Source organism: Bradyrhizobium sp. Leo170, from assembly GCF_004296405.1.
Lineage (GTDB): Bacteria > Pseudomonadota > Alphaproteobacteria > Rhizobiales > Xanthobacteraceae > Bradyrhizobium.
The window spans coordinates 1-13,930 of the sequence record NZ_PSRR01000235.1; the positions used below are offsets into that span (position 1 = coordinate 1).

11 protein-coding genes and 2 pseudogenes are annotated in these 13,930 nt (G+C 60.6%); 2 read left to right on the plus strand and 11 right to left on the minus strand.

Annotated features, from left to right (window positions below; genetic code table 11):
* Positions 1 to 320: 320 nt before the first annotated feature.
* Both CWO89_RS30115 and CWO89_RS30120 read right to left on the minus strand, forming a co-directional pair.
* Positions 321 to 845 carry a cysteine hydrolase family protein gene (locus CWO89_RS30115; protein ID WP_130229736.1) on the minus strand — a complete coding sequence of 175 codons (525 nt, stop codon included), beginning with the start codon at positions 843 to 845 and terminating at the stop codon, positions 321 to 323.
* Between the two features lie 4 nt (positions 846 to 849).
* Entirely contained in the window at positions 850 to 1,473 is a 624-nt protein-coding gene (locus tag CWO89_RS30120) for an acyl-homoserine-lactone synthase (RefSeq protein ID WP_245476652.1), read from the minus strand.
* On the opposite strand from CWO89_RS30120, the gene CWO89_RS30125 reads away from it, so the two are divergent.
* Positions 1,474 to 1,662, plus strand: coding sequence for a hypothetical protein (locus CWO89_RS30125; protein WP_051397184.1), 189 nt, complete (start codon positions 1,474 to 1,476; stop codon positions 1,660 to 1,662).
* 51 nt (positions 1,663 to 1,713) lie between these two features.
* Here the strand turns inward: CWO89_RS30125 and CWO89_RS30130 are convergent, their stop codons facing one another.
* From CWO89_RS30130 to CWO89_RS30165, 9 genes and pseudogenes are all read right to left on the minus strand, one after another.
* Positions 1,714 to 2,442 carry an autoinducer binding domain-containing protein gene (locus CWO89_RS30130; RefSeq protein WP_028168181.1) on the minus strand — a complete coding sequence of 243 codons (729 nt, stop codon included), beginning with the start codon at positions 2,440 to 2,442 and terminating at the stop codon, positions 1,714 to 1,716.
* Between the two features lie 118 nt (positions 2,443 to 2,560).
* Complete coding sequence (locus CWO89_RS30135; RefSeq protein WP_130229738.1) at positions 2,561 to 3,412, minus strand: energy transducer TonB; 852 nt, start codon at positions 3,410 to 3,412, stop codon at positions 2,561 to 2,563.
* A pseudogene (exbD, locus tag CWO89_RS30140) lies at positions 3,409 to 3,807 on the minus strand (TonB system transport protein ExbD); the annotation flags it as partial. The pseudogene exbD and the gene CWO89_RS30135, both read right to left, overlap by 4 nt.
* A gap of 241 nt (positions 3,808 to 4,048) precedes the next feature.
* Positions 4,049 to 5,860: a type I secretion system permease/ATPase gene (locus tag CWO89_RS30145; protein WP_130582199.1), complete on the minus strand. Its 1,812-nt coding sequence runs from the start codon at positions 5,858 to 5,860 to the stop codon at positions 4,049 to 4,051.
* A gap of 23 nt (positions 5,861 to 5,883) precedes the next feature.
* Positions 5,884 to 6,687 carry a hemolysin gene (locus CWO89_RS30150; protein WP_130582200.1) on the minus strand — a complete coding sequence of 268 codons (804 nt, stop codon included), beginning with the start codon at positions 6,685 to 6,687 and terminating at the stop codon, positions 5,884 to 5,886.
* A 182-nt stretch (positions 6,688 to 6,869) separates the two neighbouring features.
* Positions 6,870 to 10,256, minus strand: coding sequence for a TonB-dependent receptor domain-containing protein (locus CWO89_RS30155; RefSeq protein ID WP_165421396.1), 3,387 nt, complete (start codon positions 10,254 to 10,256; stop codon positions 6,870 to 6,872).
* Positions 10,257 to 10,540: 284 nt separating this feature from the next.
* Positions 10,541 to 11,395, minus strand: a complete 855-nt coding sequence (locus CWO89_RS30160; RefSeq protein ID WP_245476653.1) for a FecR family protein — start codon at positions 11,393 to 11,395, stop codon at positions 10,541 to 10,543.
* Positions 11,396 to 11,419: 24 nt separating this feature from the next.
* Positions 11,420 to 11,617, minus strand: a pseudogene (locus CWO89_RS49680) (FecR/PupR family sigma factor regulator); the annotation flags it as partial.
* Between the two features lie 54 nt (positions 11,618 to 11,671).
* Positions 11,672 to 12,196: an RNA polymerase sigma factor gene (locus tag CWO89_RS30165; RefSeq protein ID WP_028168187.1), complete on the minus strand. Its 525-nt coding sequence runs from the start codon at positions 12,194 to 12,196 to the stop codon at positions 11,672 to 11,674.
* A gap of 1,184 nt (positions 12,197 to 13,380) precedes the next feature.
* Here CWO89_RS30165 and CWO89_RS30170 point away from each other — a divergent pair.
* Positions 13,381 to 13,641, plus strand: coding sequence for a hypothetical protein (locus CWO89_RS30170; protein WP_130232013.1), 261 nt, complete (start codon positions 13,381 to 13,383; stop codon positions 13,639 to 13,641).
* Positions 13,642 to 13,930: the final 289 nt, after the last annotated feature.

Consider the following 13,930-nt stretch of genomic DNA (forward strand, 5'->3'; position numbering starts at 1 on the left):
CGGCCGGCTCCATCAGGTCTGCTTGTTCGCCGTGGCCGGCGCATCCACGACGCGCTTGACCATCCGATTGGACGGAATCGGATCGATCCGATCTGTTTGTTTGAGGTGACCTTCCGATGCAAACGCTTTGCGTTTGTCGCGACCGGTTTCCACTTCTCAAGATTGTGCTTTTGACACCCTTTTTTCACAAAGGCGCGTGCGGCCAATGAGGATCGCAGTGCGGCGGCTGCGCCAGGGATTGAAGCCGAAGGCCGAGACCGCAAGACGGGCTCGGTTCACGAGAGCCCGGCCCGCAAGCGGGAGCTTGCGGGAGGCGCCTGCTACGAAAGCAAGCCTTGAATTTTTCGGCTCACGGCCGGATCGTCCAGCGACACCGCCCATTCCAACAAGGCCTGCCGGATTGTGGTCGCGACGATTCCATGGTGGGCGAGCCGATCGAGAACCAGCGCACGGTCGGCTTCCAGGCGCGCCACCGCCAGGTCTGCGAGCAGCCGGATATCGTAACCCTGTCGTGCCCCCTCCAGCGCCGCAATGAGGACCTCTTCCTCCAGAAATCCTCCGCCCAGGAAAATGACACTGACATCGGCGCGGGCAAGACGCTCTGCAAATCGATGATCTCGCCACAAAGTCAGAGCGTCCAGATCAACATGCTCAAGTGAAGCGGTGATCTGATCCGGAAGCGCGTCCCGTTCATACGCGCCGACCGCGAACTGAGGCACGGCAAAGAACTCGTGACAGACCGGAAGCAGGAACAGACTTCCGCTGCGCAGCGCGGCAAGCGCATCCGTTCTGCCACGCGTCGGGTTCAACAGAACAATGCAGCTATGGTGAGGATCGGCCAACATCGGTTCATCCTGTTTGAGCCGTGAACTCGAGACTGACCAGGCCGGCCGTCGCCCCTGCACCGGGAAGCACAACAACGGCACCGTCAAGACCGGCGTGATGGTACATCGCCTCAAGCACCCGATCGGAATCGTGCAGCAGTCCGGCCAGCGCGGTGGTTTGACCAAGTACCTGCGGCGGAGCCAATCTTTCAAGCGGCCACCCGGCGCGCCTGAGGATGCGCTCCATCCTGGTGTCAGTGACGGTTACGATTGACCGAGCGCCCCTTGCTCGCATGGTCTCCAACATCGCAGCGAACAGGGCGAAGGTCGCTCGATTGACACCCGCATGGCCGATCTGAGGCGCACGCTCGGTGTCGACGCAGAATCTCGAGCTCTCCAGGACGTGCTCGCTTCGTGGTGCGTCCTTGCAACCGAGCAAGACCGCAAAGGTATCCGACAGCATGTTCGGACCGGTGGTGGGCAGCAGCCGCACACAGCCCAAGACCGTCCCCTGCTCCGAGATAGCCAGAAGATACGTCGGATCCAGGGTGTCATATATGTCGATTTCAAAATCTCCCGACACGGAGACGGTCCAGCCAAGACGATCCTTGAAGACGCGGCGGCGCAGCCGAAACATCTCGGCAAGCAAATGGAGATGCTGTCCGGCCTGACGATGATCGAGAACAATGACGCGCATGGCGAGCTCCCTTTAAGCGAGAGCGCAGCAGAGCAGAACGCGCGCCGTCGAGCGCCTGTGCTATTTGACAGGTCACCTGCCAAGGTCAGGAAGCTTGAGCAACCGTTAGCAAGCAAGCAGAAGCGTTTCCAGACGAAGTGAATACGCTTTTTTTGAGCTGAGCCGTATCCGGAAAGGTCGGCGCCCGCGGCGCTAGGACAGAAGGCCGCGACGGAGCGCCAGTGCGACACAATGCGCAATCGATACCGCGCCGAGCTTGCGCCGGGCGTTCTCCACGTGAAACGCGATGGTGCGAGGCGTAACGCCAACCAGGACTGCGGTCTCGGCCAACGTCTTGCCGCGCGCGGCCCATGACAGACACTGCCGCTCCCGCTGGCTGAGAATGGCCTCACCGCTGCCGGCGTCGTCTGTTGCGACTGGCGGCTTGGAAACATGGGTGTGGAAGTAGAGGCCGATCAGTTGCAGGATGTCGCCTGAGCTAGCGAGCAACCGGTCGAGCTGCAAGTTAGGATCGTCGGTTGCCAAGGTGAATGCGGCGGTTCGCCCGAAACCGCTTCTGATCGGGATGGTGATGCCGGACTTGATGCCGAAGGTCGCGGCCTCGACGAAGAACCGTCGCTGCTCGTTGCTGCGCAGGCGGATTGGTCCCTGCGTGGTCCAGCCGAACAGGCTGTGTTCATGGCGGGCGCGGTGAATGACCGGATCAAGGCGCTGATAGTTCAGACGGAAGTAACGGTCGGTCCAGGATCTCGGATAAGAGGAGATCAACTTCGGCGCGTTCTCGGTCATGCTCAAATACGCAAACCATCGAAAGCCGAGGCCGTGCGCCGACCGTGCTGCCAACCGTTCGAATTCGCGATCATCCCTCGCCGTTTGCAGGGCGTCGATAAACTCTTGAAACAGGTGTTCGGGCCGGCTCATGTTTGAATCCACCGTCCAGAACGGTGTTCCTTGCTTTCACGCCCTCCTTTCGCCAGGGCGGGGTTCGAGCGAAAATCAGGACAGTAGCTTTGTCGATCCTCTGGCGCCTTGAAGCGCGCTAATTGACGTTGAAGTTCACCGGCACGGTGATCGTCCGGCTGACGCCCGGCGGTGGCGCCGGAACGGGCGAGGCCCGGTGCACCAGCGCCACCACCTCCTGATCGAGTTCTGCGAATCCGGACGATCGCACCAGGCTTGCCGACAGCACCTTGCCGGCGCCGTCGATCGTGAAGCGCACATAGGCGATCCCGCGCGCGCCGCGCTCTCTTGCGTCCGACGGATAGCGCTTGCGGCGCTCAAGATGAGCCATCAGCAGCGACTGCCAATTGGCGGGCGACATTGACGACAGTCCCGAGGCGGTCTGCGCGGCGGCAATGCGGTCCGATTGCCGAGCCTCCACGTGCGCCTGCCAGGCGACCTTCGATTCGGCAGCGGCTTGCTGCTTGCGAAGAGGCGGCTTGTTCTCCTTCGGTTTTTGCTTCTTGGTTTCCTGCTTCGGCTTCGGCTTCGGCTGCTCCGTCGGAAGCTGGACCTCCGCTTTATCCAGCACGACGGTCTTCTCCTTGATCTCCTGGTGTTCGGCCGGCTGGACCGGCCTGGTGGCCGGTTCGGCCGTCTGCTCAGGCGGCCGTTCTTCGCCTCTCTGCTCCTTCCGCCGCACGCTTTCTTCTGCCAATTTCTGGTCCGGCGTGATCTCGTTCCGCGCAGCCTGGATTGCTTCCGGCGCGGCCGCGAGCTCGATCATGATCGCGGCCGGCGGTGAATTGTCTGCAGCCACGACCACCTTCCCGCGCAGCAGCCAGGCCACGGCTCCGGCATGGACGCCGACCGTAACGAGGCCCGCAGCCAGCCACAGCAGGGCTTCGCTCACCTTGGCCCGGCGCGTGATCGAGCCATTGAAGTCGTTCATGGCGCAGCCACCGCAGGTGATGGGCGGGCCTCATCGGGTTCGCTCTTGCTTGCTGACGCCGCTTCGAGGCCGACCAGCGCGACCTTCAGATAGCTCGCCTCGCGCAGCAGGTTCATCACCTCCATGAGATGTTGATAGTCGACGGTCCTGCCAGCGCGCAGGAAGACGCGCGCATCCTTGTTGCCTCCAGTGAACGATTCGATCGCCGCTTGCAGTCTCTCCCGTGGCACCGGGTCGTTGCCGAGATTGAGCGTGAGGTCCTGCTTCAACGTCAGGTAAACCGGCTTGTCGGGAGGCGGCGCCGGCGGCGCGGTCGAGGCCGGCAGATCGACATGAACATCGACGGTCGCGAGCGGCGCCGCGACCATGAAGATGATCAAGAGCACCAGCATCAGCACATCGCCTGCTTTGACCAGCTGACCCTCGCGAACCAACAATTCGCCGACCACACCACCGGTCGGATGTTGGACCATTTTCACATAGGACTCGACGACGAAGGTGCCGTCGGCGACCACGGCGCCAGCCAATTCTGTCGCCGCCGACCATCCGCCGATGCACGCGGTGAATGCAAGCACAGCGAAAACGCCGAAAATGAGGTGGTGCCGGATGGAGCGGACCACGGCGTCAGCATCGGCGTTAGACATCGCCTTCCTCTGTTGGGACCGGAGACGTGTCGTCGGGCGCCGCTACGACTCGAAGCGGTCCGAGCGAATGTGTCCCCCTCTGATCAGCGGGTGAGCTTTTCAACCCAGGCTGGACAGAAGTCGGCCTCATCATCCGCGGCAGGATCTCATCGCGCGGGCCGAAAGCTCTTGCGCGACCGTTTTCCATCATCAGAACAAGATCGACAATGCCGAGCACACTCGGCCGGTGTGCGACGACGATTGCTATTCCTTTGCGCGCACGCACGGCGGCAATCGCCTGAATGACAGTGCCCTCGCCTTCGGTGTCGAGATTGGAATTTGGCTCATCGAGAACCACGAGAAACGGATCGCCATAAAGCGCCCGTGCGAGACCAATGCGTTGACGCTGTCCCGCAGAAAGGGCCGACCCCCCCTCGCCGATTGGCGTGTCATATCCGTTGTCGAAACGAAGAATGAGGTCATGGACGCCAGCCGCCTTCGCCGCCTTCACGACATGGTCGGGATCCGCACAGGGATCGAGACGCGCGATGTTCTCGGCGATTGTCCCGTCGAACAGCTCGACATCCTGCGGCAGGTAGCCGATGTGGCGGCCAAGACTTTCGTTGTCCCATTGCTCGAGCGAGGCGCCGTCAAGGCGCACCGTGCCATGGGCGGGATGCCAGACCCCGACGAGAACGCGGGTCCGGGTCGATTTGCCACTGCCGCTGGGACCGATGATACCGAGCGCGCTGCCGGCGTGAATACCGAAATTGACCTCGACGACCGTTGGTTTTCTATGGCCCGGCGCCACGATGCCGACCCTCTCAGCGGTGAGATTCGCCTTCGGCTTCGGCAGCGGGGTCATGTTTGCTTGAGGTGCGACGAACGACAAGAGATCCCGCAGGCGCGCCCAACTTTGCCGAGCGATCAAAAGGGACCGCCACGTGGCGACCGCGAGATCGACAGGCGCGAGGGCGCGCCCCAAGATGACGGAACTGGCGACCATGACGCCGCCCGTGGCACTTTGTTGAGTGACGAGATACCCACCGACGCCAAGGACCGCCGATTGCAACATGATCCGAAACACGCGCGCGGTGCCGCCGAGCGCGTTGCCAACGTCTCCCGCCCTTCTGTTCGCGGCCAGATACTTCCTGTTGACCGCGATCCATCGGTCTGCACTTCGTTCACCGAGCCCTAATGCACGGATTACCTCCGCATTGCGGCGCGACCCGTCCAGGATCGCGTTGCGTTCCATGCCGTATTTGATCGTCTCCCGGACCGGAGCCGACGACAACTTGTGGGTGAGGATGGTCAGGGCCGTCAGAATGGCGGCCCCCGCCAGCGCGGTGAGGCCGATCCATACGTGGAGGCCGAAGCAGATGGCCAGATAGAGCGGCGCCCATGGCAGATCGAAAAAGGCGGCCGGCCCCTGGCCGGACAGAAAGCTGCGAATGTTGTCGAGGTCGCGCAGGGCCTGGAGACCATCCCCCGGTGCGCGTGTCTGCAAAGCAAGCCGCACAACTGCCTCATGGACACGGCGGGAAAGCTCATGATCGAAAAATTCACCGGCGCGCAGCAGCACGCGCGACCGAATGATTTCGAGAAGCAATTGAAAACCATAGGCGATCATCGCCAGCACGGAGAACCCCAGCAGGGTCGGAATGCTGCGGCTTGCCAGCACGCGGTCGTAAACCTGGAGCATGAAAAGCGGTGCGGTCAGGCCGAGGATGTTGATGACCCCGCTGACCAGCGCCAGCGCGACGGCGCCTTGTTTGAAACGGGAAACAGCCGCCGCAGCCAACGGCTGCGGCGGTGTCCGCTTCATTGTTCGTGGCGCTCGTGGTGCCATCAGACGAAGGCGAAGTCGGACGCGGACAGGCTCGAGACGCCGTCGACCGTGACCGTGCTGTGCAGGCTCGCGTTGGTCCCATCGGTGTAGGTGATGGTGTTACCTGCGACGTTCACATGGCTGTCGCTGATGAACTGGCTGTAGTCGGACCAGCCATAGTTCTTGAAATCGATGAGATCGTTGCCCTGAACGAAGTCACTGATCGTGTCGTTTCCGAAACCGTGGCTGGAATCGTAGAGGCTATGATCCCACTTGAACGTGTCGAAGTCCGAGCTTCCGCCGTTTCCGGAGAGCGCGTCGTTTCCATAGAAGCTGTACAGGTAGTCGTCGCCGGAGGTGCCGTTCTGGGTGGTGCCCGTCTCGCCGAGATAATCGACCAGCCCGGCAAAGGGCTGACCGAACTCGGTTTGGCCATAAACACTGCCGCCATGGGAGAGCACATAGATTGCCTGATTGAACGTCGTATCCGGGCTCGTGCCGCCGGAGCCGCCGAGTTCGATCGAAAGTTCGGGCGTGGTCAATCCGAAACCAGAACTGCTGCTGCCAGTAAGACCGTGGCCAAAGTCGAGTTCGGTGATGGTGCCGCTGAATCCGCCGGGAGGCGAGTAGGTGAATCCCGAGCCATGCAGGATCACACCCGAGACGCCCGAAACCCCGCTATTGCCCGCCGCCCATTCCGAGTAGGGTGAGGAGGTCGGATAGAAAGCACCGTTGTCATTGTAGTTGAAGTCGTTTTCCCAGGCACCGGTAAGATATCCCAAAAGATCGCTGCTGGCCGATGTAAGGTTGATGGTCGAAGTCATCTTTACCTCTTCTCTTGCTCAAATGTTCGTCCTGCTGACGAACCTCGGACCCCACGTCGAGAGGTGGGGAAACTTGGGCTCTAGCGATGCAGTCGCCGTCACGGCCGGCGCGGAATAGACATCGGCCTCGGACTTGTCGTAACGCGCGTCGATCTCGCGGTGAAAGTGCCGCCCCCCTTGAATTAGAAGCGATAGTTCACGCCGATCTTGATTGCATGAAGATCAAGATCGTTTTCCGCCTTGCGGCCGTTTGTGGTCTGGGATGAGCCAGGAACTGTGACTGTCTGGGTGCGATAGAGGCGACATCCGCCGCCGCGGGAAGGAGGAAAGTAAACTGCGCAGATTTGGGTCTGCACCGCGTACGGCAGCGTCACGCCGGCGGTCGCATTTGGGAAGAGGAAGTCCTCATTTCCGAAATGATCGTAAGAATACTCTCCTTTAAGAGACCAGTTATTGGTCAGCGCATATTCGAATCCCCCGCCGAACGTCCATCCGCTACGTGTCACTGAGACCTCTTCGCGCAAGTTGAGTTGAGTGCTAGGCACGCTTCCACTGACGGCCCGATACTGACTGCGCACTTCGCTTTCGTTCAGGAACGTCCGACCGCCCATCGCATAAACAAGCACGCGATCGAAAGCGTAGCCGACGCGGGCGCGCAGCGACGCCGTCCAGTCGAACTGGTAGTCGGTCTTGGCCTGCAGGAAGCTGCCTGTCGTGAGCTTGGGGGCTTCCGTTGCAATGGCGTCCTGCGTCTTCCGGAACTTGGTCCAGGAATAATCTCCCTCGATACCGATCACCACGCGGTTCGAGAACTGATAATTGAACCCGCCCTGCAAGCCTCTCGTCAGATCGCGGAAGCTCAGGTCAGCCGACTCCGTCGCCGGGATAGCTCCGGGCGTTCCATCGCCGGCCGTCGTGACTCCCTTGGTGCGGGCCAGGCCGTAACCGAGGTGGCCGCCGAGATAAAGACCGGTCCAGTCGCTCCCCGGAGCGCCGTCCGAGGCATTTCCGAGTCTCGCGTTAGGAAGATGACGAACGAGAGGCGTCGTTTCGTTCAGCGTCGTCGTGTAGCTGATCCGGGCGGTTCGGCCCGGCGACGGGACGGCGATCGAGGTCAGCGCGCCGAAGTAATATTGGTCCGTTAGATTCTCGATGCTGAAATTGATCGTCGAGTCGTCATCGATCTTGTAGATGCCGAAGAGGTCATACACCTGATATGAGGGCCAAGTGAATGTATCGCCGCTGGTTGGCGGCCAGACGCTGCCCGAGCGTGCCGATGAGAACTGGACCCGTCCGCCCAACGTCAGCTTCTGATCGAACAACCGGATGCCGGCCGTCACGCTGCCGGCATAATTCGGCGGGACATAATTCGCAGCGTAATCGTTTTTCAGTGCGCCTGTCGGGCTCGCCAAATCGAACTGTGACGTCGGCGGCGCGCAGCTTCCTGCTGTCTCGCAATATTCAACCTTGGTGTATTTGGTGAAGGCGCCCTCGAGGAAAAACGCGCCCGAGTCATAGTTGCCGGATATTTCGAAGCCGCGGAAGTTGGCGCCGTTGATATTGTACCATACGTATTTATGGTCCGCGTCGGATCCGGTCGATCCACTCCCGGTCTGGTAGCGGACGATATAGTCATCATAGTGATTGTCGAAATAGGCGAGCTTGACGCGAAGCTTGTCGCCGGATTGGAGAACGTTGTTACGCAGGATATTCAGGCCGGCTTCGTAATCCTTGGCGATCTCGGGCTGCAAATCCGGATTATTCCAGAGCAGTCCCTGATAATGCCAGTGCGTTTCACGGAGGCTCGGAGGGCGGTAGCCTTCCTTGTACTGGCCGTAGAACTGGATTCCCTCCATGGGCGATATAACGACAGCGGCATTGGGACTAACACGCCCGCCGGACCGATCAGGAAACTTGGTGAGGTATCCTTCGCCGCTGGAATTGTAATGGTCATAGCGCAGCCCTGCGGAGAGCGTCAGCCAGTCGATCGGCCTGAGGCTTGCGTTGCTGAATGTCCCCGTCATCAGTCGCACGCCCGAAGGGCCGTAGGTTTCCCAGCCCTCCGACCCCGACACCGAACTCGGAAACTGCTCGGCCGTAGCGCGCTCACGCGTGAATTCAACGCCGTTGTCCCAGGTGAGCTGACCGAGCGGCGTGGTGAACACGGAGGTGTTGCCGACATCTCCGCCGAGCGTAGTGTCGCCGTAGGGACCAGGAAGCACGCCATGGCGTTGCGCCGCAAGATCGGTCAGCCAGAGGTTGGCCCGCATTTTCACATACGGACTGTCCGACGGCTCATACTTATATTTGGCCGTGTAAGTATCGACACGGGTCTCGGACAGCGGGAATTGTCCGTAGGGTAAAATTCCCGACACTATCGCAGCCTGATAGCTCAGCTCATCAATCTCACCGTAATGGGAGTTGTAGGAGAGATAGCCGAGTTCAAGCGACTGGCCGTCGCCCCACTTCACCTTTCCTTTTGCAAGAAACGAATCCGTGTTTTCGGAGGTGTTGAAGACCTCCTGGCCAGGCTTTACGAGCGAATTGGCATTTGCGGTCGTCGTAACCGCGTTTGCAGGACGGAATGTGATTCCATCAGGGACTTTTGTTCCGGCGAAGTAGTTGCCTTGCACGTGCTTGGAATAGGCGACAATGAATTCGTAGTTCTCCTTGATCGCAGCGACGGCCGCACTGCCCGAATATGTGTCGCCGTTGAAAAAGGATGGCCGGCCATTGGCCGCCGTATTGACAGCGTTGTTCGACAAGAAACTTGGCGCCTGCTCCGCTACCCCGTTGGTGGCGAGGCTGCCTCTCATGCGCGTACCAAATGTCTGGCCGTCCTTGACGATGTCGCCTGCGTCGAGGGTGCGGAAATTGACGGTGCCACCGATGCTCCCACCACCCACTCCGCTGCCCGGTCCCTTGGAAATGTCGACACCGCCGATCAGATCGGGATCGACATAGGTCTCGTCGCGGTTGCCGATATAGCCCCGATAGGAGCTCGTGTTCTGGCGCGCACCGTCAATCGTCGTGCCCACGCGGCCCATGCCTTGCAGGCCCCGGATATTGGGATTGATCGACGTGCCGACATGATTGCCCGCCGAGATTACGCCGGGCGTATCGATGAACACGTCGCCGGCCGACGCCGGCGGCAGCCGATCGAGTTGCTCGCGCGAGACGTGCGAAACCGATCCGGGGGTCTCATAGGGCGTATCTCCGTTCGTCGTAGAACGATTGGCGGTCACATTGATGGGATCGAGAACAAGAGAACCGTCGGCCGCCGGCCGGCCGGCAGCGTCTGATGCGTCGGCTGAGGGTCGCCCGCCAACGACGGCCGTTCCTTGCGAGGTGATGCGGTAGCTGACGCCGGTTCCGCGCAGAAGCCGCTCGAGCGCCTGCTGCGGCGTGAAGCTACCGACAACGGAGTTGGATCGCACACCCTGCGACGCTTCGGAGGGAAATGCGACCTGAAGTCCGGACTGGCGGCCGAACTGGCTGAGCGCGTTCGTCAGCGGCTGAGCCGGAATGTTGAACTGACGCGCCGGAGCGGTCGTATCTTGCGTTTGCACGATCTGAGCGAAAGCAAGGTGCGCGTATAATACCGGCCCGGCAGACAGCGCGCAGACGCCAGCACTCCGGAGCAATCGGATAGTCGCGCGCTTCGACCTACTTTGTGTGACCGATCCAATTCTATTTGTTACGCCCCCAGTATGCATCAACTCGCTCTTCTTCACTTGTCATTGCGCAGCCACTCCGTAGGCATGCACTTCCGACCGCAAAGACGTAGAGCTGCCGCAAGATTCTCACGGTAGCGCTCGTTTTGGAGGAATTATAAGATTTGCGAGCGAACCAATTACAGACGCGACACGATCCGCACGAACGGGGTCAGGGCACGGACTTTGCCGCCGAAGGGCTCGACGAGCCCAGCGAGCGCGCGGTCAGGATCGCGCAGATCGAACAGCCCGCTCACCTTGCGGCCCGCAAGGCTTCTGTCGGGAAGCAAAATCAAGGCCGAGAAATAGCGCTGGATCAATTCGATGGCCGATTCCACGGTGACGTTGGACAGAATGACCTTTCCTTCACGCCAGGATCCGATTTCCTCAAGGGATACCGGCTCGATGCTTACATTACCTGTCATGTGATCGACGACGAACATTTGGCCAGGCTTGAGAACGGCAGATGGTTCGTCCTTCGCGGCGGGCGTGGCTTCGATGGAGCCGCGCAGCAGCGCAACTTTCGTGCTTGTCGATGAGGCCTGGATATTGAAGGCGGTGCCATGCACCTTGATTTCGACGCCCTGCGCATCGACGAGGAACGGCCGCCTGGTATCGGTTGCGACGTCGAAGAAGACCTCTCCTGCCAGCAGCGTAACGCGGCGCTCTGTCGTTCCGATATCGGCCTTGATCGCACTGCCTCCGCCGAGCTCGACGACGGAGCCATCGGCCATCCGAATATGTTCGGTGTGGCCGGCGGCGGTACGATAGTCGGCGTGGATGGCAATGAGGATTGCTGGAGCTGCAATCCACAGCACGCATGCCGCGACAACCGCGGCGACAACAATCTCGATTGGTCGACGATATGATCTGCGCACCGTCCCGGAGCGTGGAGAAAAGCCGGGTGCGGAGGTGTGCGCCACGTGCAATTTCAAGCGCGGATCGACGTCTTCCCAAACCTTCTGATCGTAGGCGGGTTTGACCGCGCCGAGCACGGTCCATGTCTTGTTGGCGCGCTCCCACGCGCGCCGGTTCTGCTCGCAAGCCGCAAGCCAGGCTTTGAATTCATCGAATACTGCGGAGCCCTGGGACGCGTCTTCCAATCGTAGAATCCAGCCTGTCGCCTCCTCGAGCAGCTGATGCTCCGTATCGTGTTTCGCAGCCAACGTTCCAATGTTCCCTGTCGCGGTGCTGTGTCGCCGTCTACCAATGAACAAGACAAAGCCGTCAACCCGAACGAAGTCGCTGGCTTCACATGTTTCTTTACAAGACTATTCGCGGCCGTCCGAGTCCTGTTCGAGCCGAATCGTGACCGTTGCTACGGCCGCTTGGATGAGACGGTAGACCGTCGGAACAGAGACTCCGAGGTGGGCAGCCACCTCTTCGACCGAGTGTCCGCCGAACCTGTGCATTTCCAGCGCAATGCGCTGTTTCTCCGGCAGCCCGGCGATGATGTCCATGGCTCGGCGCTCGTTCTCATAATAAAGAACGGTTTCCTCAGGCGTGGGTGCGGCCTGTGAGCTGGCCCAGACCGGCGCATTGTGGGCGCTTCGCAGATTTTCCAGCCGCTTCCGCCGCAGCACGTCAACGGCCAGATTGTGCACGATACGGAACAGATATGATCGTGGACGGGCGCTCGGCGTTCTCCCGTCACCTGTCGGGATGAATTTGATGAATGCTTCCTGGACCAGGTCCTCGGCGCCCTCGCGAGAGCCGAGCAGGTACGAGGCGTAGTCGATGAGAACGGCGCGATAGGACAGATACAGAGCGAAGCGTGGATCAAGCCCTTCCTTCATCAGAGCCTTCTCCCCCGATCACGCACAATCCTGCCGCGTCCCGGTCCCGGCCTTGCCTCCATTCGCCCTTGGGCCATGACACTGGTCGGGCCCTGCCGGCCAACGCGTTGTATGACTCTTGACCCGGTCATGCGGCCCCTTCGGCCCGCTAACCTCTTGATTGATCAGGGCGCCCACTGCACGCGAAACAGTTAGAAACTCAGAAATTCGTTCGCAACGACAATAATCTATAATGCCTCTAGCTAGGGTTGAACTTGTCCGCCGCAGGCCGGTGGCTGTGTTCCATTCAGAGCTACGGAAAACGGCCGGAAGAGACTGCGCACGCCATGATCAATGGCCGCTGCGTACCGATCGACGGGGATACATGGACGACGATGGTCTTGTCCGCGTCGTATCAGGGGTATGATCGTCTCCAGTTTCGAGAGCATCACTTCAACCGGGGTCGAGAACATGACCGCGACGCACTGGTGGCGGCGCAGTGCGCAGCCATCAGCAGCCGAGCGAACCCGGTTCTTGCTACGTCTAACGTTGAAAGACCTAGATTTTTGATCCTGTTCTAAACGATTGTGCCTGTTCGTTTCTGGCGTAGCCGGGCTTATTCTACGGTTGGCCCCCCGGGGCTGGATTGATTTGACCGCCGATCTTTCAGTTGGTTGCGGGGACGTGCAACCATCTCAAATTGCTTTTTCAGGCGGTAGCCTGAGCACGCATTGCGTCCCGAACGCAGTGAGCATCTTCTAAGTTGTTGATTTTTCTTGATGCTGCAGGTGCTTCCGTCCCGTTTTGTTCACGGTCGTTTCACCCAATTCATTGCGATTTCGTTGCGCTCAGGCATGAGAACAGTGATGGCTGCGCCAAGGTCGCAGCCAACAGTTCGCCTCGTCGAATAGCCGGTCCAAATCCGGAGGGCGTCGAGAATTGCCCCAAGCGCGAATCCCGGGACTACGTCACCCAGTGCGCCAGGACCATTATGCGCGTCAGCGACAGACCGACCGCGAGCGCGCGGATTGACGCGAAGCCTGCAAGGGCATGGAGGACGCCGCCGCAGACCTGCGCTGATCGGAGCCACGCAGCGCGTTGAGCACTATGAAATCGCCGGGTCTTTCGGCGGCCGATCGCGACCGTGAGCCTGGTCCATGACGAAACCCTCATGCGCTTCATAACGGAGCGGACATGCGCCTTCCATGCTGAGCACCGAAGCGTTTCGCGGTACCGCAACTTCAGTCACTGCATTGCCTTTCCACGCATCACCCGTTTCGGTCTTCGCCTTGCGCTTCGATCTCGGCGTGACACATCGAGACGGCCCGCTTCAGTTCGGCCAGCTGCCCGCGAAGCGCGTCGGCAAGGCGCTGTCTGGCGAAGATCGCGGCTTTCCTCGAACGGGCGAAGAGCTGCATTGGGCATGCAATCCCACGATAATGGTTCGCTCGCAGTCGATGGGTTAAGACTGAAGAAGGTCACGGGGACCCTCAGCTTGCGTTAGTGACCGCATCAGTTCCCCCCAGTTCCCTCCTCGGGCCCGCGCCGCTCTCGCGTCCTCCCTCCGCGCTGATCGCCATGAAGCAAGGCGGCGGGTCAGAAGCAAAGCCGGGCGACGGCACGCCCATTCCGACCCTCGTCTTCCACGGCGATCGCGACACGACCGTGCATTCGAACAACAGCGGTCGAATTGTCCGGCAATCCATCGGCGAGCCGGGCCGCCAATCGGTGCGGGTCTCCTTCCGATACGGGGGG